Consider the following 20,942-nt stretch of genomic DNA (forward strand, 5'->3'; position numbering starts at 1 on the left):
GAAAGGCGTGTCGACCAAGGTCGACACCCACCAAGGCAGGAGGTCCGCACCCACCAGGGCAGGATGCCCCCAGGCCCTCCACCTGAACGGGAGATTCCGACGAATTCCCGAGGCGGCCATTGATATTGTATCCGGCGAAAATCGCTTGCTAGCCTCCCTTCCATGCGCCGGATCACCCGCCAACTGCGTACGTACCTGATGATGCTGCTGATGGCGGCGTTCGTGGTCGTGCCGGTGGCCGACGTGCTGGCCTGCGCGGTCGAACCGCACGACACCACTGCGGTGCACGTGGAAAGCAACGCCAACAATGCCGAGGGTGACAGTGACAGCAAGCACGCCGGTGCCTGCAGCCACAACCACTGCCACCACTCCAACCTGAGCCTGCCGGCCAGCACCCTTGCCGCCTTCGGTGCGCCGCTGCCGGCGCGCTGGATGAAGGCCGGCGACGCGGCGACCTATGCGGTCGCCCAGGATGAATTGACGCGTCCCCCCCGGGCGTGAGTTGAGCGCGTCCCGCGATTGCGGGCTCCCGTTTCACTCACAACCGGAATCCCCCTATGTCGATCCTGACACCTCGGTCGCTGCGTGCGGCCGGGCGGGTCGTCGCCGTGTTGCTGGGCCTGGCCCCGGCGGCATCGGTGATGGCGCAAGCCGCCCCTTCCTACGACACCCTGCTTGAACGCCTGGACCAGCTGCCCGGCACCCGCGTCGGTGCGGCGCTGGCCGAGGCCGCCGACGCGCGCGCCGACCAGGCCCGCGCACTGCCCAACCCTTCCCTGTCCTGGTCGGCCGAGAACGCCTGGGGCACCGGCTCCTATGGCGGCATGGGCAAGGCCGACAGCGTGCTTACCCTGTCCCAGCCATTGGAGGTCTGGGGCCAGCGCGGCGCGCGCGTCCGTGCGGCCCGCGCCGAGGCACAGGCGGCCAACCTGCGTGGCACGCAGAGCCGCAGCGATGTGGCCAGCCAGCTGGCGGTGGTCTACGCACAGGCGGAAAGTGCACTGCGCCGCTACACCCTGGCCGAAGAGGCACTGAGCCTCACCCGCGATGACGCCAACGCCGTCAACGCGATGGTCAAGCAGGGCCGCGAACCGCAACTGCGCGCGGTGCAGGCGCAGAGCGAAGTGGCCAACGCCAACGCCGCGCTGGATGAAGCGCAGGCCTTCCGCGATGCCGCGCTGGCCCGCCTGGCCGGTGCTGCACTGCTGGATGCGCCGGTGCAGTCGATCGGCGACAGCCTGCTCGACCGTGCGCCGCCGCTGCCACGTGGCGCCACCGATACCGCACTGGCGGTGCGCATCGCTGAAGCCGAAGCCGATGCGGCGGGCAAACTGGTCGAGGTGGAGCGCAAGCGCGCCCTGCCCGACCTCAGCGTCACCGCCGCGCAGACCCGCTTCCGAGAGGGCGGCGAGCGTGCCTACAACCTCGGGCTCAGCCTCAGCATCCCGCTGTTTGACCGCAACCGCGGTGGCATCCGCGCCGCCAATGCCGACCAGCGCGCGGCCGAAGCGCGCCTGGACCAGCAGCGCCGCGACAGCGAGGCGGCACGCCTCTCCGCCGTGGCCGGTTTGAAGGCCGCCGGCAGCCGAACCCGCGCCGCCGATGAAAGCGTGGTCGCCGCCGAAGAGGCGTATCGCCTGGCCCGCATCGGCTTCGACGCCGGACGCATCTCGCAGCTGGAACTGCGCAGCACGCGCAGCGCTCTTATCGCCGCCCGCGCCGCCGCCGTGGATGCGCGCCTGTCGCGCGTCGGCGCGGAAATCGATCTTGCCCGCCTTGAAGGGCGCGCACCCTTTGTGGAGGCCCCATGACTCTCTCCCGTACTTTTCCGCTGATCGGCGGCATGCTGCTGACTGTGCTGCTGGCCGGCTGCGCCGGCAACGCGCAGACACCTGCCAATGAAGACTCCGCTGCGACCAAGGCCGGCACCGACGACAGCCATGGCCACGCGCCCGGCAGCAAGGAAGCCAAAGCCGAATCCGCGAAGACGCCGGCAGACACCGATGAAGGCGTGGTACCGCTGACCCCTGAGCAGATCAAGGCGTCCGGTATCGAAGTGGTTGCCGTCGGTCGCGGCGGTGGCGGTTCCACCCGCCTCGCCGGTCGGGTGGAACCCTCGGTCGGTGCCCGTGCCTCGGTGGCCTCGACCGTGACCGGCCGCGTCGAACGCGTGCTGGTCGCACCGGGCACCGCAGTGAAGCAGAACCAGGCACTGGCCATCGTGGTCAGTGGCGAAGCAGCGGTGTTCCGCGCCAATGCGCTGGCCGCATCCGCCGAAGCCGAGGCCGCACGCCTGGCCTATGGCCGCGACAAGGCACTGGTCGACCAGGGCGTGGTCGCCCGCCAGGAGCTGGAAGCCTCGCGTGCGCGTTCGCTGGCGGCACAGGCCCAGGCCGCTGCCGCACAGGCACAGGCCACCGCCAACGGTGCGCCCGATGCCAGTGGACGCGTGCGCATCACCAGCCCGGTGGCCGGCATCGTCGGCAACGTGCAGGTCACACCGGGCGGTGTGGTCGCCGCCGGCAGTGCGGTGGCCGACGTCGCCGACCCGTCGATGAACGAGCTGGTGTTCACCGCACCGCCAGCGCTGGCTGCGCAGGTCATGCCCGGCATGACGCTGGAAGTGAGCGTGCCGGGTGGCAGCTTCACCGCTACCGTCACCGGTTCGGCCGCCGATGTACGGCAGCAGGGCGGCGTCGCAGTGATCCGCGCCACGCCGGTGGATGCATCGCTGCCGCCGGCCGGTTCGCCGGTATCGGCCGTGGTGGTCACCGAAGGCCAGGACGGCTCGCTCAGCGTGCCCGCCGATGCGGTGCAGAACGTCGATGGAAGCAGCGCGGTGTTCGTCGCCGTCGAAGGTGGCTTCAAGGCGCAGCCAGTGCTGGCCGGGCGCCGTGCCGGTGACCGCATCGAGATCCTCGGTGGCCTGAGCGGCAACGAGCGCATCGTCGGTGCCAACGCCTTCCTGCTCAAGGCCGAGCTGGCCAAGGGCGAAGCCGAGCACGGCCACTGAGGAGGCGATCATGTTCAAGCTGATCATTGAAACAGCGGTGCGCCACCGCTGGCTGGTGGTGTTCATGGCGGCGCTGATCGCCGCCGTGGGCCTGTTCCAGTTGGGCAAGCTGCCGATCGACGCCGTGCCGGACATCACCAACCGCCAGGTGCAGATCAACACGGTGGCCCCGGCGCTGACCCCGGAGCAGATCGAACGGCAGGTGACCTATCCGCTGGAAACCGCGCTGGCCGGCATTCCCGGCCTGACCACCACGCGTTCGCTGTCGCGCAATGGCTTCTCGCAGGTCACCGCGATCTTCACCGATGCCACCGACATCTACTTCGCCCGCCAGCAGGTGGCCGAACGCATGCGCGAGGCATCGGAAGACCTGCCCGATGGTGCGTCGCCGATGCTGTCGCCGGTCACCACCGGCCTCGGCGAGGTGCTGATGTGGACGGTGGACTTCACCGCGTTCGATCCGGCCAGGCTGGCCAAGCCCGGTGAAGCCGGCTGGCAGGCCGGCGAGGTCTACCGCACGCCGGAAGGCAACCTGCTGCGCACGCCGGAAGAGCGCGCGACCTACCTGCGCACCGTGCAGGACTGGATCATCGCGCCGCAGATGCGCTCCAGCCCGGGTCTGGCCGGTGTCGATACGGTCGGCGGCTACGTCAAGGAATACGGCGTGCATCCGGACAGCGCCAAACTGGCCGCGCATGGCCTCGGCCTGGCCGACCTGGTTACCGCGCTGCAGCGCTCCAACGTGCAGGCCGGCGCCGGCTTCGTGCAGCGTGCCGGCGAAGGCCTGGTGGTGCGTGCCGATGGCCTGGCGCTGACCACCGAGGATCTTGCACAGGCGCCGGTGGCCACCCGCAATGGCGTGGTGGTGCGCGTGGCCGATGTAGCCACCGTGGAACTGAGCCGCGCGCCGCGCCTGGGTGCAGCCAGCCGCAATGGCCACGAGGCCGTGCTGGGCACCGCGCTGATGATTGCCGGTGGCAACAGCCGCACCGTGGCGCAGGCCGCGGCCGCACGTCTGGAACAGGTGAACACGTCGCTGCCGGCCGACATCGTGGCCGCACCGGTGCTGGACCGTAGTGTGCTGGTCAATTCCACCATCAAGACCGTGGCCCGGAACCTCACCGAGGGCGCGCTGCTGGTGGTGGTGGTGCTGTTCCTGCTGCTGGGCAACCTGCGCGCGGCCACCATCACCGCGCTGGTGATTCCGCTGTCGTTCCTGTTCGCGGTGATCGGCATGAACCGCTTCGGCATCAGCGGCAACCTGATGAGCCTGGGTGCACTGGACTTCGGCATCCTGGTGGACGGTGCGGTGATCGTGGTCGAGTCGACGCTGCTGATGCTGGGCCAGCGCCGCGCCGAACTGGGCCGGGCGCTGACCGCGATGGAACGGCTGCGCGTAGCCGCCGATTCCGCGCTGAAGATGGCGCGCCCGGCGGCGTTCGGCCAGCTGATCATCCTGCTGGTGTTCGCGCCGATCCTCACCCTGGAAGGTGTGGAGGGCAAGACGTTCCACCCGATGGCGGCGACCTTCATGCTGGCCCTGGTCGGTGCCTTCCTGTTCTCCTTTACCTTCGTGCCGGCGATGACGGCGCTGCTGGTGCGCGAGCCGAAGCTGAAGGACGGCGATGCACATGCAGACGACGGCGAGCACGAGACCAGGCTGATACGCGTGCTGCGCGCGCGCATCGAGCCGGTGATCCGCAAGGCCGTGGCGCATCCGCGCACGGTAGTGGCCAGTGCGGTGATGATGGTGGTGGTGGGCATCGGCTCGTTCTCGCTGCTGGGCCGCGAGTTCATGCCGACGCTGGATGAGGGCAACGTGGCGATGCAGGCGTTGCGCGTGCCGTCGACGTCGCTGGAGCAGTCACTGGCCATGCAACTGGCGTTGGAAAAGGTGATTGCCAAGCAGCCGGAAGTGGAGACCATGTTCTCGCGTACCGGTACCGCCGAGGCGGCGATCGATCCGATGCCGACCAACATCTCCGACAGCGTGATCGTGCTGAAGCCACGCAAGGACTGGCCCGATCCGAAGTTGGCCAAGGACGCGCTGGTGGCCCGTTTCGAAAAGCTGGCCGGGCAGCAGCTGGGCAACAGTTTCGAGTTCAGCCAGCCGATCGAGCTGCGCTTCAACGAGCTGATTTCCGGCGTGCGTACCGACCTGGCCGTAATGATCTTCGGCGATGACTTCAGCCAGCTGCAGAAGGTGGCCGACCAGGTGGCGCTGAAGCTGCGTGCGGTGGATGGCGCGGCCGACGTGCGGGTGGAACAGATCTCCGGCCTGCCCACGCTGAACGTGGCGATCGATCATGTGGCGGCGGCGCAGTACGGGCTGACTGCGGCGGATGTGAGTGATGCACTGTCCACCGGCATCGGCGGTACTGCGGCGGGCAAGATCTTCGAAGGCGACCGCCGCTTCAACGTGGTGGTGCGCCTGGACGATGCCGCGCGCAACGATCCGGACCAGCTGGCCTCGCTGCCGATCGCCACGCCGTCGGGGTTGGTGATTCCGCTGTCGTCGGTTGCGCGCATCACGGTCAGCGAAGGGCCGAACCAGATCAGCCGCAACAACGGCAGCCGCCGCGTGGTGGTGCAGGCCAACGTGCGTGGCCGCGACCTGGGCGGCTTCGTCGGCGAAGCGCAGGCCGCGGTAGCCGACGTGGCACTGCCGCCGGGTGCCTACCTGACCTGGGGTGGCCAGTTCGAGAACCTGCAGCGCGCGGAAAAGCGGCTGGCGACGGTGGTACCGGTAGTGTTCCTGCTGATCGGCAGCCTGCTGTTCATGGCCCTGCGCAGCGGCAAGGAAGCCATTCTGGTGTTCAGCTGCGTGCCGTTGGCGCTGGTCGGCGGCATCCTCGCACTGCTGCTGCGGGGCATGCCGTTCTCGGTATCGGCAGCGGTCGGCTTCATCGCCGTGTCCGGCGTGGCGACCTTGAACGGCCTGGTGCTGATGCAGGCGATCCGCGAACGCCTGGATGCCGGCGACCTGCCGCTGCAGGCGGCGATCAACGGTGCCTCCAGCCGCATCCGAGCCGTGCTGACCACGGCGCTGGTGGCGATCGTCGGCTTCATTCCGATGGCGATCGCCAGCGGTTCCGGTGCGGAGGTGCAGAAGCCGCTGGCGACGGTGGTGATCGGTGGCCTGATCACCGCCACCGTGCTGACCCTGCTGGTGCTGCCGACCTTCGCAGCACGCGTGGCCAAGCCGCGGGCGGTAGGCTGAGGTGAGAGGGGGTCGGAGCCCTTTCCACGGGAAAGGGATCCGACCCCGTGACCGGGTCGGATTGCCGGCCAGCGGCCGGCACTACCCGGTACCGGTCAGGCCTTCTTGCGCTCGGCGATGTAGGCCTGGATCTGCTGTTCCAGCACCGGCAGCGGCACCGAGCCCTGCTTGAGCAGGGTGTCGTGGAAGCCCTTGATGTCGAACTTGTCGCCCAGCTCCTTCTCGGCCTGCGCACGCAGGCGCACGATGGCGATCTCGCCCAGCTTGTAGCTCAGCGCCTGGCCCGGCCAGGAAATGTAGCGGTCCACTTCGGTGGTCACTTCATGCTCGCTCAGCGCGGTGTGGTCACGCAGGTAGGCCAGCGCCTGCTCGCGGGTCCAGCCCCTGCTGTGCACGCCGGTGTCGATCACCAGGCGCGCGGCGCGCCACATCTCGTAGGTCAGGCGGCCGAAATCCTCGTACGGGGTTTCGTAGATGCCCATCTCCACGCCCAGCTTCTCGCAGTACAGCGCCCAGCCTTCGCCATAGGCGGAGATGTAGGCGTTGCGGCGGAACTCGGGCAGGTTCTTCTGCTCGGCGGCGATCGCGCCCTGCAGCGAATGGCCCGGATCGGATTCATGCAGGGTCAGTGCCGGCAGGTTGTACAGCGGGCGCGAGGGCAGGTTGTAGGTGTTGAGCCAGTAGGTACCCATGCCGCCGCGGCCGGCCGTCCAGAACGGTGCAATGTCCGGTGGCACCGGCACGATGGTGAAGCGCGCGCGCGGCAACGTCATGTACTTGCCGAGCTGGCCGTCCGCCCGCTTGGAAATCCACGCGGCGCGCGAAAGCAGCTCTTCCGGCGTCTTCGCATAGAACTGCGGATCGGTACGCAGGAAGGTCAGGAACTCGGCGAAGCTGCCCTTGAACTTCACCTGCTTGATGATGTCGTTCATCTCGCCCTGGATGCGTGCGACTTCCTCCAGGCCGATGCGGTGGATCTCGTCCGGCGACAGGTCCAGCGTGGTGTACTCGTGGATCTGCTGCCTGTAGTAGGCCTTGCCATCGGGCATCGCTTCGGCGGCCAGGGTGGTGCGCGCCTGCGGCACGTACTCGTTGACGAAGAAGGTGCGCAGCTGCTGGAACGCCGGCACCACCTTGCCGCTGATCGCTTCACGCGCCTGCGCCTGCAGCCTGGCCTGTTCGGCGGCCGGGATGCTGTTGGGCAGCTTCTTGAACGGCGCGTACAGCGGCGATTCGGTCGGGTCCTTCAGCTCGGCAACGGTGGCGATGGACACTTCGCGGCCATCCAGCACCGCGCGCGGCACGCTGAAGCCGCGCTTCAGGCCGGCGCGCATGTTCTCGGTCTGCTGGCCGAAGTAACGCGGCACATCGTTCAGCCGTGCGATGTAGTTCTGGTAGTCCTGCACGGTCTTCATCTCGCGCCGGGCCATGAAGGACAGGTTGGACCAGAACGAGGAATCGGCGTTGAACGGCATTTCGTAGCCGCGCAGGCGCGTCTCTTCGGCCAGGTTGAACACCTGGTCGCGATAGATCGCGTAGTTGACCTGGTTGTCCGGCGACAGGGTCTTCGGGTCGATCTTCTTCAGTGCGGCCAGGGTCTCGTCCCACACCTTCAGACGCGCCTGCTGCGCGGCCGGGCCGACGTCAGGCATGCGGGTGGCGTTGGCCGGGGCGTCTTCGTCCTCGCTGGCTTCACCACCTCCCTGCTGGCGCCACTTCCATTCCTTCTCGTACAGCGCGCGGAAGGCGGCATCCGCGGGCGATTCGGTGGCCACGCTGGCGGGCGCGGCGGCGGCGGCGGCGGGCGCAGCGGCCAGGGCCACGGTGGGGGCGGACAGGGCGATCAACAGGGCAACGGCAAGACGGGTTTTCACGAGCACAGGTTCCCGGGAAGGCAGACCCCGATCATGGCACCGCCCACGGCCCATGGCATGGGACGAAGGTCCTGCCTGCAGCGCAGGCAGGACCGGGAACCGGCCGCTCTGGTAGATGCCAACCTTGGTTGGCACACGGGGAAACCCAGCGCCGACCAAGGTCGGCATCTACCAGGGCACCGCCGCTGAACATGCAGTAGATCCACGCCATGCGAGGATGCGCCGGGATCCTGACAGGGGTCAGAGCCCTTTCCAGTGGAAAGGGATCCGACCCCGCAGCCTCAGTGACTGGCCTTGTCCCGCTTCCAGCCGCGGTGCTTGATGTCCAGGTGCAGGCTGTACAGCGCGGTGAACGCCGGGAACAGGTTCTGCAGTACACCCACCGAGTCCTGCTTGGCCGAGAACAGGAAGTAGCTCAGGGTCATCAGGCTGCCGAGCACGCTCATGTACCAGAACAGGCGCGGGATGACGGGTTTGCCGGCGCGCTTGGAGGCGATGAACTGGACCAGCCAGCGGCCGCCGAACATCAGTGCGCCGGTGTAGCCGATCAGCTTCCAGCCGGTCACATGCAGGCCGGTCCAGTACAGCCAGGTGAGGGGCTGATCCAGCCAGTGCAGCTCCAGATCCATCAGCGCTCCTCCACCGCGGTGCGCTTGCTTCGGGTGATCAGCCAGGCCACGCCACGCAGGTCGCGGATGCCGACCAGCGCGCGGCCGAGGTTGTTGTACTTGGACACGCCGGCGGTACGGTGGCGGTGGTTGACCGGCACGCTGGTGGTCTTCCAGCCGGCACGCTGCATCAGCGCTGGCAGGTAACGGTGCATGTGGTCGAAGTACGGCAGGTCGAGGAACGCGCTGCGTTCGAACAGCTTGATGCCGCAACCGGTGTCGGGCGTGTCGTCGCGCAGCATGCGCGCACGGATGGCGTTGGCCCATTTGCTGGCCCAGCGCTTGCTGCCGCTGTCCTGGCGGTTGACGCGCCAGCCGGCGAACAGCTTCACCTGCGCCTCGGCGGCGTCGCGTGCGGCAAGCAGCTTGGGAATATCGGCCGGATCGTTCTGGCCATCGCCATCCAGGGTGGCGATCCACGGCGCGCGCGCGTGCTTGACGCCGGTGCGCACCGCCGTGCTCTGCCCGCTCTGGTTCACATGGTGCAGCACGCGCAGTTCCGGGGTGGTTGCCTTCAATCCCTGCAGCACCGCCAGGGTGTCATCACGCGAGTGGTCGTCGATGTAGACGATCTCGAACGGCAGCCGGCCACGCAGCGCAGCGGTGATTTCGGCGACCAGCGGGGCAACATTGTCGCGCTCGTTGAACACCGGGACGACAACGGAAAGCTCGGGTTGGCTCATAAGGCACTCGGCCAAAGGGGGGACAAAGACCGCGCATTCTCCGAAACCGAGGTTATCCGAAGATGAACCCGGCGGCGTGAGGATCCGTGCTCAGGCGCGATCGCCAAAATACTCGCGGCACCACTGCACCACAGGCGGCAGGCCTTGTTCGATCGGGGTCACCGCATCGAAGCCGAAAGCGTCATGTGCGCGCCGGGTATCGGCCATCGTGCGCACCATGTCGCCGGGCTGCATGGGCTTGTAGACCTTCTGCGCGGGGCGGCCGGCGGCCTGCTCGATCACGCTGATGAAGCGCTCCAGCTCGACCGGCGTATGGTTGCCGAGGTTGAACACCCGGTGCGGCACCGGGCCGTCGGCCGGATGCGCGAGGGCGCCGAGGATACCGGACACAATGTCGGAGACATGTGTGAAATCGCGCTGCATGCGGCCTTCGTTGAACACGTCGATCGGCCGACCGGCCAGCACCGCGCGCGAGAACAGCAGCGGTGCCATGTCCGGCCGGCCCCACGGGCCATACACGGTGAAGAATCGCAGCCCGGTGGCATGCAGGCCGTACAGCTGCGCGTAGGTGTAGGCCATCAGCTCGTTGGCCGCCTTGGTCGCCGCGTACAGCGAGCGTGGCTGGTCCACGCGCTGGTCTTCGGAGAACGGCGGCGTGGCCGAATCGCCGTAGACCGAACTGCTGGAGGCATACACCAGGTGCTGCACGCCACGGTGGCGGCACAACTCGAGCATGTTGACGAAGCCGACCAGGTTGCTGTCGACGTAGGCATGCGGGTTTTCCAGCGAATAGCGCACGCCGGCCTGCGCGGCCAGGTGGATCACCGCGGTCGGCCGCACCTCGTCGAACAGTGCGGCCAGGCCCTGCTGGTCGGTCAGGTCCAGGGTGCGCAGGTCCAGCGCCGGACACAGCGCGGCCACGCGGTCACGCTTGATCTGCGGGTCGTAGTAATCGTTGAAGTTGTCCAGGCCGACCACGGCCTGGCCGGCCTCCAGCAGCGCGCGGGCGGTGTAGGCACCGATGAAGCCGGCAGCGCCGGTGAGCAGGATGGTCATGGCAGGGGCCTGGGAACGAAGTTCAGGCCCCTGATGTTACCGGTCTCAGAACAAACCGAAACGCTTCTTCGCCACGTTGGTGCGGCCGGGCTCGATCACATCGTTGATCTGTTTCGCATCGAAGCGGTCGAGCAGGGCGTCGGCGCCCTTCTTCAGCTTCAGGTCCATCTCTTCGGGGTACAGCGGAACCAGGCTCATGAAGCTGATGGTATTGCCATCCTCCAGCTCCAGCGTGGCGAAGTCCTCCGGGGCGGTCACCGGCGGCAGCACGATGGCACCGTCGAAACCCACGCCCGGCGCATAGGGCTCGCTGGGATGGCCGTTGGGAATGGTGTGGCCGAAGCCCAGCCACGTGTCGTACTCGTGCGGCAACCGCGCCATGCCCTTCAGCAGGCGCACCGGCCAGTAGTTGCGCTCATCCTCGAAGGCGTCCTGGGACATCGGCCAGTCGGCCGGCAGGGTCACCATCAGTTCCATGTAGCGCGGCACGTCCGCATCCACCTCGGCGGGCACGGTCATCGGCAGGTCGCTCATGCCGGAGGTGACCAGGCGCAGGTACGGGCAGTGGTCATTGGCCGGCACCACGTGCACGTCGATGTGCACCAGGTCGGAGATGATTTCATGGAAGACACCGGACACCGGGCCCAGGTGGCGTTCGATGTGGGCGCTGATCGCCTCGATGTGCCGTTCTTCGCCGATGGCGAGCACAAAGTCCTTCTCACGGCGATGTACCAGTATCTGGGTGCCGTCCGGGCTGACGTCCTCGTAGTCGTTGCTCATGTCCTGCTCCCTGGATGAGGCCACGGCCGGAGGTCAGTGCATTCCCGGTGCGCGTGGCGGTGCGTTCCCTGTCATTCGCCGGGCGCGGCAGGAACAGGCCGCCCCCCGACGCGGCGCCGGGCTCAGCCCTGGCGCGTGCGCAGTTTTTCCAGCACGCCGTCCAGGGTGTCCAGGTCGGTGTAGTGGATGATCAGCTTGCCCTTGCCGCCACGGCCGTGGCTGATCGCCACCTTGGCGCCGAGCGCTTCGGACAGCTCGGTTTCCAGCGAGGCGATGTCGGCCTGCTGCACCTTCGGCGTGGCCACCGGACGGCTGCTCGGCACCTTGCCGGCGGCGAAAGCCTGCGCGCGCCGCTCGACCTCGCGCACCGACCAGCCTTCGTCGGCCGCTTCCTGGGCCAGCTTGCCGGCCAGTTCGGGGGCCAGGGTCAGCAGCGCACGGGCATGCCCCATTTCCAGGCGGCGGGTTTCCAGCAGCAGGCGGATCGCCACTGGTAGTTCCAGCAGGCGCAGCAGGTTGGACACCGCCGCGCGCGAGCGGCCGACGGCCTCGGCGGCCTCGGCATGGGTGAGGGTGAACTCGCTGATCAGGCGCTGCAGCGCTTCGGCTTCCTCCAGCGGGTTGAGGTCTTCACGCTGGATGTTCTCGATCAGCGCCATCGCGATGACGGTGCGGTCTTCCAGCTCGCGCACCACCACCGGCACTTCGTCCAGCCCGGCCAGCTGCGATGCGCGCCAGCGGCGTTCACCGGCGACGATTTCGTAGTTGCCCGCCGGCAGCTGGCGCACCAGGATCGGCTGGATCACGCCCTGCGACTTGATCGAGTCGGCGAGCTCGGACAGCTTGCCCTCGTCCATCTCGCGGCGCGGCTGGTACTTGCCCGGCTGCAGCTGGCCGACCGGCAACTTGCGCAGCACTTCCCCCGGCAGCGGCTCGATCACCGCCGTGGTGGCCTGCACCTGGCTGACCGCGCCCTTCGGGCCCAGCAGCGCGTCCAGGCCACGGCCGAGGCCTCGCTTCTTGGCTGCCGGCTTGCTGCTGGTCATCAGACGGTCTCCACGGCCTTGGTGGCCTTGTTGCGTTCGTTGTTGCGGCGGATGATCTCGCCAGCCAGGCCCAGGTAGGCCACGCCACCGCGCGAGGCGCGGTCGTAGCCGACGATGCTCTGGCCATGGCTGGGTGCCTCGGCCAGGCGAACGTTGCGCGGCACGATGGTGCGGAACACGCGATCGCCGAAGTGCTCGGTGAGCTCGGCCGAGACCGCGTTCGCCAGGTTGTTGCGCACGTCGAACATGGTGCGCAGCACGCCTTCGATCTCCAGCGCCGGATTGAGGTTGGCACGCAGCGCTTCGATGGTTTCCACCAGCGCGCTCAGGCCTTCCAGGGCGTAGTACTCGCACTGCATCGGCACGATCACCGAATCGGCAGCGGCCAGCGCATTGAGCGTCAGCAGCGACAGCGCCGGCGGGCAGTCGATCAGGATGTAGTCGTACTCGTCGCGGATCGGTGCCAGCGCGCGCTTCAGCCGCTGCTCGCGCTCGCTCTGCGCCATCAGCTGGATCTCGGCGGCGGTCAGGTCGATGTTGCCGGGAAGCAGGTCGTAGCCTTCGGCGGTCTGCACGCGTACATCGGCGGCGCTGGACTCGCCCAGCAGCAGATCGTAGGTGGAGGCGGCCAGCTCACGCTTGTCCACGCCACTGCCCATGGTCGCGTTGCCCTGCGAATCGAGGTCGACCAGCAGCACGCGCTTGGGTGCGTTGGCCAGGGAAGCGGCCAGGTTGACGGCGGTCGTGGTCTTGCCGACGCCACCCTTCTGGTTGGCGATGGCGATGATGCGGGCCATGCGGGTGTGCCTCGTCGACGTGTGCTGGGACCGGTCATTATGCGTACAACCGGCCCCTTGCGGAAATCGTGGATCGCCAACCCGTTGTTGCACAAGGGGCTGGCGGCGGGAATCAAGGGCCTGTAACAGTGACCAGGTGGCGTTCGCCGGCCAGGCCGGGCACGCTCAGCGGGGTCACCTCGCGCACCTGCCAGCCAGCCGGCAGGTCCGCGATCTCCTCATGCGGGTAGACGCCCTTCATGGCCAGCAGCACGCCCCCCGGCCGCAGCAGGTGGCCACCGACGCGGACGATGCCGGCCAGGGTATCCATGGCACGGGCGGTCAACTGGTCGTAACGACCGGCCTCGTCCAGCGCCTCGGCGCGCGATTCGGCCACGCGGGCATTGCCCAGGCCGAGTTGGCGCACGGCCTCGCGCATGAAGCGCGCCTTCTTGCCATTGCTCTCGACCAGGGTCACCTGCAGGCCCGGGCAGGCGATGGCCAGCGGGATGCCCGGCAGCCCGGGGCCGGTGCCGAGGTCGGCCAGGCTGCCATCGGCCACGAACGGCTGCATCGCCAGCGAGTCGAGCAGGTGGCGGGTGACCATCTCCTGCGGGTCGCGGATGGCGGTGAGGTTGTAGGTGCCGTTCCAGCGGTGCAGCAGGGCCAGGTAGCGCAGCAGCGGCGGCGCCAGCGCGGCATCCAGGCCCATGCTGGCCAGGCCCTGTTCCAGCGTGGCAGCTACGCTGGCGGGAAGTGGGTGTTCGCTCATGCCGGCATTATCGCCGGTTTTGCGCGCTGATTCCCCGCCTCAGTGCGGATACCAGGCCAACGCCGCCCGGAACTGATCGGTGGCCTGCCATTCGTGCAGGTGCCAGCGCGCGGCCTCGCCCAGTTCCGGGTCGCACCAGCGCAGGTGCAGGGCGCCATCGGCCCCCGGCGCCAGCTGCAGGCGGTGCAGGCCGAACGAGATACCCTGGCCGTGCGCCTTCAGCATCGATTCCTTGGCGCACCACACGCGGAAGAACCAGTGTTCGCGGTCAGCCTGGTCCAGGCTTTCCAGCCACGCCACCTCCTCCGGGTGGAAGAAGCGCTGCACGATCTCCAGCAGGCGGGCGCGCGGCCGCAGCAGTTCCAGGTCCACGCCCAGCCGCACGCCTTCGCCCAGCGCCACCAGCAGCACCTCGCCGCTGTGGCTCCAGCCGGTGCCGTAGTGGGCCAATGCGCCGCTCAGCTCCGGCCGGCCCTTGTCATCGCGGACCAGCGGCAGCGTCTCCGGATCGGCCCCGAGGGCCTGCGCCAGCACCTGCCGTGCCTGCGGTTCGCCGCGCTGGCCGGGCACGTGCGGGCGCCGCCAGACCGTCACCGGACCAAAGCGCCACGGGCCGTCGAGGGTGGCTGGCAGGCTCATGCGCACGCGCCCGTCACACGATTGCACGACGGGTTCACGGCCGTGCGCGTCAACTGGTCACCGTTCCCCACCGGAGGTTCGATCATGGGCATCATCATCTGGCTGATCGTCGGCGGCATCGTAGGCTGGCTGGCCAGCATCATCATGAAGCGCGATGCCCAGCAGGGCATCATCCTCAACATCGTGGTCGGCATCGTCGGCGCGCTGATTTCCGGCTGGCTGTTCGGCGGCGGCATCAACGAAGCGATCACCATTCGAACCTTCCTGTTCTCGCTGATCGGTGCAGTGATCCTGCTGGCGATCGTCAATCTGTTCACCCGCAAGAGCATACGCTGACACGGCGGTAGCGCCGGCCGCTGGCCGGCGGGCCTTTCAGAACGGGCCCGGCGATGCCGGGCCCCGTTCGTTCAACCGATCTGTACCCACGCCGGCGCATGGTCGCTCGGACGTTCCCAGGTGCGCGGCTCGCGGTCGATGCCCGAAGCCACCGCACCGCTCTTCAGCGCATCGGAGACCAGGGTCAGGTCGATGCGCAGGCCCAGGTTGCGACGGAAGCCGGCGGCGCGGTAATCCCACCAGCTGAAGGTGCCCGCCTCGTCGTTGTGCAGGCGGAAGCCATCGTGCAGGCCCAGCTGCAGCAGCTTGTTCAATGCGCCGCGCTCGGCGGTGGAGGTCAGGATGTGGTTGTCGTTCCACACCTCCGGGTCGTGCACGTCGCGTGCGTCCGGGGCAATGTTGAAGTCCCCCATCACGATCAGCTTCGGGTGGCGCTGCAGTTCTTCGGCGATCCAGGCATGCACCGCCTCAAGCCAGCGTAACTTGTACTCGTACTTGTCGGTACCGATGTCCTGGCCGTTGACCACGTACAGGTTGATTACCCGCAGGTCGCCGAAGGTACCGGCGATGACGCGCTTCTGCTCGTCCTCGAAGCCGGGAATGCCGATCTGCACGTCCTGTGCAGGCTCACGGGACAGCAGCGCAACGCCGTTGTAGGTCTTCTGGCCGGCGAACACGCTGCGGTAGCCGGCAGCGATCAGCGCAGAGTCGGGGAACTTGTGGTCCTCCAGCTTGGTTTCCTGGATACCGACGATGTCCGGGCCGAACGCCTTGAGCCACTGTTCCAGGTGCGGCAGGCGGACATTGAGCGAATTGACGTTCCACGAGGCGATTTTCATGCGGGCATTCTACCCGGGTGGGCTTTGGTAGACGCCAACCTGGGTTGGCGCATGGCCGCCCCCGTGCCAACCAAGGTTTGCACCCACCGGTAGTGCCGGCCGCTGGCCGGCAACCCCATGAACCGTCGGCAGGACCCCGCAGTTGGCGGCCAGCGGCCGGCACTACCGCAGCAGCAGCTTCAACAAACCCGCAATCTTCGAATACGGCGGCCGCAGCCGGTCGCTGGCCGCCCAGCGCGACTGCCACAGCACCGGCAGCCGCTTGCTCATCGCATCGAACCCGGCCCGCCCGTGGTACGCGCCCATGCCGCTGGCCCCTACCCCGCCAAACGGCAGGCCATCGGCGGCGAAGTGCAGCAGCGTGTCATTTACCGTCACGCCACCGGCCACCACCTGGCCGAGGATGCGCTCCACCGTGGCCGTGTCATGGCTGAAGGGATACAGCGCCAGCGGCCGTTCGCGGGACAGCACGTCCGCCAGCGCCGCCTCCAGGTCCGGGTAGGCCCGCACGGGCAGGATCGGCCCGAAGATTTCCTCGCGCATCAGGTCCAGATCGTCGGGCGGGTCCAGCACCACGGTCGGCACCAGCAGGCGCTCGCGGTCGGCGCGCGCCTCATCCACCTGCGCCAACGGAATCACCGGCACGCCACGTTCGCGCGCCTGCACCAGATAGCCCTGCAGGCGCTGGTACTGGCCCTCGTTGATGATGCGCGTGTAGTCGTCGGCATTGCTGAAGTCGCCATAGCGTTCGCGCACCTGCTGCTGCAGCGCCTGTACGAACTCGCGCTGGCGGACCGTATCGATCAGCACATAATCCGGCGCGATGCAGGTCTGGCCCGCGTTGAACCACTTGCCGGTGGCCAGCCGCGCGGCGGCTTTGCCCAGCGGAAAATCGCGGCAGACGATGGCCGGCGACTTGCCGCCCAGTTCCAGCGTGACCGGCACCAGATGCTCGGCGGCGGCGGCCATCACCTTGCGGCCAACGGCCGTCGAGCCGGTGAACAGCAGATGGTCCAGCGGCAGCGAGGACACCGCCGCGGCCACATCCGCCCCGCCCTGCACCACCGCCACCCGATCGGGCGGGAACACGCTGGCCAGCAGATCGGCCAGGAACGCGCTGGTACGCGGCGTGTGTTCGGACGGCTTCAGCAGCACGTGGTTGCCGGCAGCAATCGCGGTGGCCAGCGGCACGAGTGCCAGCGTGACCGGGTAATTCCACGGTGAGATCACCCCGACCACACCCAGTGGCGTCGGCCGCAGCTGCGCGCGCGCCGGCCACAGCTTCCAGCCGGCCCGTACGCGCTGCGGCTTCGACCAGCGCCGCAGGTGGCGGCGCAGGTGGTCGATGGCCGACAGCACACTCATGCCATCGGCCAGCTTCGATTCGACGTGGACGCGGTGGCCGAAGTCCTCGGCGATGGCCGTGGCCATTTCGTCCAGGCGTGGCTTCAGCGCTTCGCGGAGGCGGCGCAGGTCGGCTTCACGCTGGTCCAGCGAAGGGCGCTGGGCCTGCCAGGTACTGCGCAGGGTGTGCAGGAGGGCGGGAAGGTCGGCTGGGGCGGTGGTCGTCATGGGCCGACTATACGGGGTGCTGCGCAACGCCATGGTAGTGCCGGCCGCTGGCCGGCAATGGGTTCATGTCTTCGGAGATTCATGGGTTTGCCGGCCAGCGGCCGGCACTACCGGAATGCGAACCCAGTGGACACGGTCGACAAACAGAAAGGCCGCGGTCTGCACCGCGGCCCCTGAAACCCGGTGGGTGCCGACCGTTGGTCGGCACGCCGGTTACTTGGTGATATCCACGTTCTTGGTTTCGCGCAGGAACAGGCCGCCGATCACCACCGACATCAGTGCGATCGCAATCGGGTACCACAGGCCGTAGTACAGGTTGCCGGTACCGGCCACCAGCGCGAACGAGATGGCCGGCAGGAAGCCACCGAACCAGCCGTTGCCGATGTGGTACGGCAGCGACATCGAGGTGTAGCGGATACGGGTCGGGAACAGTTCGACCAGGTAGGCGGCGATCGGGCCGTAGACCATGGTCACGTACAGCACCAGCAGCCACAGCATGAAGATGGTGCCAGCGATGTTGATGCGCGCACCATCGGCCTTGGCCGGGTAGCCGGCAGAGGTCAGGGCGGTCTTCAGTTCCGCGCCGAACGCATCGGCCTTGGCCTTGCCTTCTTCCTTGGTCAGGCCTGCGGCCTCATACGAGGGGACGCTGGCGCTGCCCACGTTCACCATCGCCAGCGAGCCGGCGGCGGCGGGCTGCACGTCGTACGGCACGCCGGCCTTGGTCAGCGCGGCGGTGGCCACGTCGCAGGAGCTGGTGAACTTGCGCAGGCCCACCGGATCGAACTGGAACGAGCAGGTGGCCGGATCGGCGACGACCAGGGCCGGCGAGCTGCTGCGGGCTTCTTCGATGGCCGGGTTGGCGAAGTGGGTCAGGCCCTTGAAGATCGGGATGTAGGTGATGGCCGCCAGCAGGCAGCCGGCCAGGATGATCTTCTTGCGACCGATGCGGTCGGACAACCAGCCGAAGAAGATGAAGAACGGCGTGCCCAGTGCCAGCGCTGCGGCGATCAGCAGGTAGGAGGTGGTGGCATCGACCTTCAGCATGCTGCTGAGGAAGAACAGCGCGTAGAACTGGCCGCCGTACCAGACCACGGCTTGGCCAGCCGCCGCACCGAGCAGGACCAGCAGCATCAGCTTCAGGTTGCCGCCCTTCAGGCTGTCGCGGAACGGGGTCTTGGAGCCCTTGCCTTCAGCCTTCATCTGCTGGAACAGCGGCGATTCGCTCAGCTGCAGGCGGATCCACACCGAAATGCCCAGCAGCAGGATCGACACCAGGAACGGAATGCGCCAGCCCCAGGCTTCGAACGCCTCGTTGCCCAGCGTCATGCGGCAGGCCAGGATGATCAGCAGCGACAGGAACAGGCCCAGCGTGGCGGTGCACTGGATGAAGCTGGTGTACAGGCCGCGCTTGTCGTCCGGCGCGTGCTCGGCCACGTAGGTGGCGGCACCGCCGTACTCGCCGCCCATCGCCAGGCCCTGGGCCAGCCGCAGGATGATCAGGATCACCGGAGCGGCGAAACCGATCGAAGCGTAGTTGGGCAGCACGCCGACCAGGAAGGTCGAGATGCCCATGATCAGGATGGTGACCAGGAAGGTGTACTTGCGGCCGATGCGATCGCCGAGGCTGCCGAAGAAGGCCGCGCCGAACGGGCGTACGAAGAAGCCGGCGGCGAACGCCAGCAGGGCGAAGATCATGCCCGTGGTTTCATTGACGCCACTGAAGAACTGCTTGGCGATGATGGCCGCGAGCGAGCCGTACAGGAAGAAGTCATACCACTCGAAGACCGTGCCGAGGCTCGAGGCGAAGATGACCTTCTTGTGACCCTTGGTCAGGGTGCCCGCTTTATGTGCGGTGCTGGGTGTACTGGACATGGGACGCTTCCCCTCCGAAGCAATCGTTGTTGGTGGGTGCCGACCGTTGGTCGGCACTCAATTCGGTAGATGCCGACCTTGGCCGGCACCCCATCTCGGTAGGTGCCGGCCGCTGGCCGGCACGCTCTTAGAAGCTGTACTTCGTAGTGAACTGCAACCGGGTGATGTCACCCTTGTTGCCGTTCTCCACTTCGCGACGGCCATACATCAGCTCGGCGCCGATATCGACCTTGGGCAGCGGCGAATAGAAGATGTTGCCGCGGATGCTCTGCACGCTCTTGGTCACCAGCGGGCCGAGGATGCTGTCGTTGTCGTAGTCGCTACGCGCGTAGATCAGGTTGGTGCGCAGCTTCGGCGAGAACGCATGCCGCCAGCCGACATAGCCGGCCAGCACGCCGGTCGGGTTGAGTTCGTCGCGGGCCACGTCATAGGCACTGTCGGCAGTGATGCCCAGGCCGATGTAGCGGGCGATGCCTTCGCCACCGGTCAGCTGGTAATGCAGCGAATCGCTGTCACCCATCACCCACTTGCCGCCTAGGGTCAGGCCGCCGGCCACCTTGTCGGCCTTCGCGCCGGTCGCCTGGTTGTCGACCTTCAACTGGCGGACGATGCCGCCGACACCGAAGGTGCCCCAGTCGCCCTTCCAGCCATAGCGCAGGGTCAGGTCGGGCAGGCTGCCACGGTCGGAGTTGGCGCTGGCGTTGGTCCAGGCGCCGGTGACCGGGTTGCGGGTGCCGGTGAGGGTGGTGGTTTCCGGGTTTTCCAGCGCGACGCTGAAGCCGCCCTGGGTGTAGCGCACCTGGGCCTGGCGCACGAAGATCACGCCGTCGGTGGGGCCGACGAAGTCGACCGCTTCCGGCAGTGCGGCCGCGTCCATGAAGTTGGACCAGGTCTGGCCGGCCAGCCAGTTGTTCCAGTACATGTAGGCGTGGCGCAGGGTCACGCCGTAGGTATTGGTGGCAGTCTGGTTGCCCAGCGAGTTGCCGAAGAAGTCCATCTCGAAGAACGCACCGGCCTTGTTGCCCGATTCGCTGACGTTGTCGATGCCCATGTTGAAGCGCGAGAACTTGGCATGGGCGTTGAAATCGGTGCCCGAGCGCTTGCCGCTGCCGCCGGCGCCTTCCACCGGGGTCTGGCCCGGGAGGTACAGCGAACGGCCGGTGGCGTCGTCGGCCAGCTGGCCATCGCTGGTCTGGGTGGCCAGGAAGTCGGCCTTGATGAAGCCGCCGATCTTGACCGTGGTGCCCGGTGCCGCGCCCGGGGTGATGGTGGTGACCTGGATCGGCTGCTTGCCGGCCGGCACCTGTGCAACCGGCTTCTGCTCGGCCTGCACCGTGCGCACTTCGGTTACCGCCTGCTGGGTCTGGCTGATCTGGGTCTGTTGTTGTTGCTGCGAAGACAGCAGCAGCTGGACCTGGCGTTCCAGTTCGGCAACGCGTGCTTCCAGTGCCTTCTCTTTGGCGGTCTCTGCGAACGCCATGCCCGGTGCGACCAGGGCGACCATCAGGCAGGCCGCCAAAGGTGTGCGCACGGCTTTCAACGTACGGTGGCTCATGTTGCCCTCTCTCCCAAGTGGCAAGGTGATGCCGCGCGTGGGGCACGGTCGAGCCGAGACTGCGGGGCGATTATGTATAGCGGCTATTCGCCATTGGTCGAACCCGGCCCTGCAGGGCGCTCACTTTCGACCATGGTCTAACCAGGGTGGTGACGCGGCCGGGGGTGGATGGGGCAAACTGAGGGGGATCGGTCGTTGCGATGCTGCGACCGCACATACAAAGTCAACGTGCAAGTGA

The 20,942-nt window shown here is 67.6% G+C and carries 18 protein-coding genes; 5 read left to right on the plus strand and 13 right to left on the minus strand.

Annotation, left to right across the window (positions count from 1 at the left end; all coding sequences use genetic code 11):
* Positions 1 to 162 precede the first annotated feature (162 nt).
* The 4 genes from ACM0O9_RS16105 to ACM0O9_RS16120 are packed head-to-tail and all read left to right on the plus strand — an operon-like array spanning position 163 to position 6,233.
* A complete protein-coding gene (locus ACM0O9_RS16105) occupies positions 163 to 501 on the plus strand; it encodes a hypothetical protein (RefSeq protein ID WP_329845341.1) in 339 nt (112 codons plus the stop codon).
* 56 nt (positions 502 to 557) lie between these two features.
* The gene (locus ACM0O9_RS16110) at positions 558 to 1,811 is read left to right on the plus strand and encodes a TolC family protein (RefSeq protein ID WP_065185918.1); all 1,254 of its coding nucleotides are present in this window, start codon (positions 558 to 560) and stop codon (positions 1,809 to 1,811) included.
* On the plus strand, positions 1,808 to 3,013 hold the full coding sequence (locus ACM0O9_RS16115) for an efflux RND transporter periplasmic adaptor subunit (RefSeq protein ID WP_414604010.1): 1,206 nt from the start codon (positions 1,808 to 1,810) through the stop codon (positions 3,011 to 3,013). Before ACM0O9_RS16110 ends, ACM0O9_RS16115 begins: the two co-directional genes overlap by 4 nt.
* Positions 3,014 to 3,023: 10 nt before the next feature.
* The gene (locus tag ACM0O9_RS16120) at positions 3,024 to 6,233 is read left to right on the plus strand and encodes an efflux RND transporter permease subunit (protein ID WP_414604009.1); all 3,210 of its coding nucleotides are present in this window, start codon (positions 3,024 to 3,026) and stop codon (positions 6,231 to 6,233) included.
* 95 nt (positions 6,234 to 6,328) lie between these two features.
* Here ACM0O9_RS16120 and ACM0O9_RS16125 read toward each other — a convergent pair whose 3' ends face one another.
* The 9 genes from ACM0O9_RS16125 to ACM0O9_RS16165 all read right to left on the minus strand — a co-directional run bounded on the left by ACM0O9_RS16125 (position 6,329) and on the right by ACM0O9_RS16165 (position 14,527).
* Positions 6,329 to 8,107: a DUF885 domain-containing protein gene (locus ACM0O9_RS16125; protein ID WP_329843946.1), complete on the minus strand. Its 1,779-nt coding sequence runs from the start codon at positions 8,105 to 8,107 to the stop codon at positions 6,329 to 6,331.
* A gap of 281 nt (positions 8,108 to 8,388) precedes the next feature.
* Positions 8,389 to 8,736, minus strand: coding sequence for a lipid-A-disaccharide synthase N-terminal domain-containing protein (locus ACM0O9_RS16130; RefSeq protein ID WP_019661748.1), 348 nt, complete (start codon positions 8,734 to 8,736; stop codon positions 8,389 to 8,391).
* Positions 8,736 to 9,458 carry a glycosyltransferase family 2 protein gene (locus tag ACM0O9_RS16135; RefSeq protein WP_005420380.1) on the minus strand — a complete coding sequence of 241 codons (723 nt, stop codon included), beginning with the start codon at positions 9,456 to 9,458 and terminating at the stop codon, positions 8,736 to 8,738. Before ACM0O9_RS16135 ends, ACM0O9_RS16130 begins: the two co-directional genes overlap by 1 nt.
* A 90-nt stretch (positions 9,459 to 9,548) precedes the next feature.
* Complete coding sequence (locus ACM0O9_RS16140) at positions 9,549 to 10,514, minus strand: NAD-dependent epimerase/dehydratase family protein (RefSeq protein WP_005420382.1); 966 nt, start codon at positions 10,512 to 10,514, stop codon at positions 9,549 to 9,551.
* Between the two features lie 45 nt (positions 10,515 to 10,559).
* Positions 10,560 to 11,294 (minus strand): suppressor of fused domain protein, encoded by a 735-nt coding sequence (locus ACM0O9_RS16145; protein ID WP_005420384.1) that lies wholly within the window; start codon positions 11,292 to 11,294, stop codon positions 10,560 to 10,562.
* A 122-nt stretch (positions 11,295 to 11,416) separates the two neighbouring features.
* The gene (locus tag ACM0O9_RS16150; protein ID WP_049415931.1) at positions 11,417 to 12,340 is read right to left on the minus strand and encodes a ParB/RepB/Spo0J family partition protein; all 924 of its coding nucleotides are present in this window, start codon (positions 12,338 to 12,340) and stop codon (positions 11,417 to 11,419) included.
* The gene (locus ACM0O9_RS16155; protein ID WP_005420387.1) at positions 12,340 to 13,137 is read right to left on the minus strand and encodes a ParA family protein; all 798 of its coding nucleotides are present in this window, start codon (positions 13,135 to 13,137) and stop codon (positions 12,340 to 12,342) included. Before ACM0O9_RS16155 ends, ACM0O9_RS16150 begins: the two co-directional genes overlap by 1 nt.
* Positions 13,138 to 13,249: 112 nt before the next feature.
* Positions 13,250 to 13,888, minus strand: a complete 639-nt coding sequence (gene rsmG / locus ACM0O9_RS16160) for a 16S rRNA (guanine(527)-N(7))-methyltransferase RsmG (RefSeq protein ID WP_005420388.1) — start codon at positions 13,886 to 13,888, stop codon at positions 13,250 to 13,252.
* Positions 13,889 to 13,927: 39 nt separating this feature from the next.
* Positions 13,928 to 14,527 carry a 4'-phosphopantetheinyl transferase family protein gene (locus tag ACM0O9_RS16165; protein WP_235649981.1) on the minus strand — a complete coding sequence of 200 codons (600 nt, stop codon included), beginning with the start codon at positions 14,525 to 14,527 and terminating at the stop codon, positions 13,928 to 13,930.
* 84 nt (positions 14,528 to 14,611) lie between these two features.
* Between ACM0O9_RS16165 and ACM0O9_RS16170 the strand changes: the two genes are divergently transcribed.
* Entirely contained in the window at positions 14,612 to 14,863 is a 252-nt protein-coding gene (locus ACM0O9_RS16170; protein WP_005411656.1) for a GlsB/YeaQ/YmgE family stress response membrane protein, read from the plus strand.
* Positions 14,864 to 14,934: 71 nt separating this feature from the next.
* On the opposite strand, the gene xth is transcribed toward ACM0O9_RS16170, so the two are convergent.
* The 4 genes from xth to ACM0O9_RS16190 form a co-directional block, all read right to left on the minus strand.
* On the minus strand, positions 14,935 to 15,702 hold the full coding sequence (gene xth / locus ACM0O9_RS16175; RefSeq protein ID WP_005420392.1) for an exodeoxyribonuclease III: 768 nt from the start codon (positions 15,700 to 15,702) through the stop codon (positions 14,935 to 14,937).
* Between the two features lie 162 nt (positions 15,703 to 15,864).
* Positions 15,865 to 17,274: a coniferyl aldehyde dehydrogenase gene (locus ACM0O9_RS16180; protein ID WP_164229340.1), complete on the minus strand. Its 1,410-nt coding sequence runs from the start codon at positions 17,272 to 17,274 to the stop codon at positions 15,865 to 15,867.
* Positions 17,275 to 17,487: 213 nt separating this feature from the next.
* Positions 17,488 to 19,149, minus strand: coding sequence for an MFS transporter (locus tag ACM0O9_RS16185; protein ID WP_065185925.1), 1,662 nt, complete (start codon positions 19,147 to 19,149; stop codon positions 17,488 to 17,490).
* A gap of 127 nt (positions 19,150 to 19,276) precedes the next feature.
* Positions 19,277 to 20,704: a DcaP family trimeric outer membrane transporter gene (locus tag ACM0O9_RS16190; protein WP_414604221.1), complete on the minus strand. Its 1,428-nt coding sequence runs from the start codon at positions 20,702 to 20,704 to the stop codon at positions 19,277 to 19,279.
* Between the last annotated feature and the right edge of the window lie 238 nt (positions 20,705 to 20,942).

Source organism: Stenotrophomonas sp. FR012 (assembly GCF_047520565.2).
In the GTDB taxonomy this organism is placed as follows: domain Bacteria; phylum Pseudomonadota; class Gammaproteobacteria; order Xanthomonadales; family Xanthomonadaceae; genus Stenotrophomonas; species Stenotrophomonas sepilia.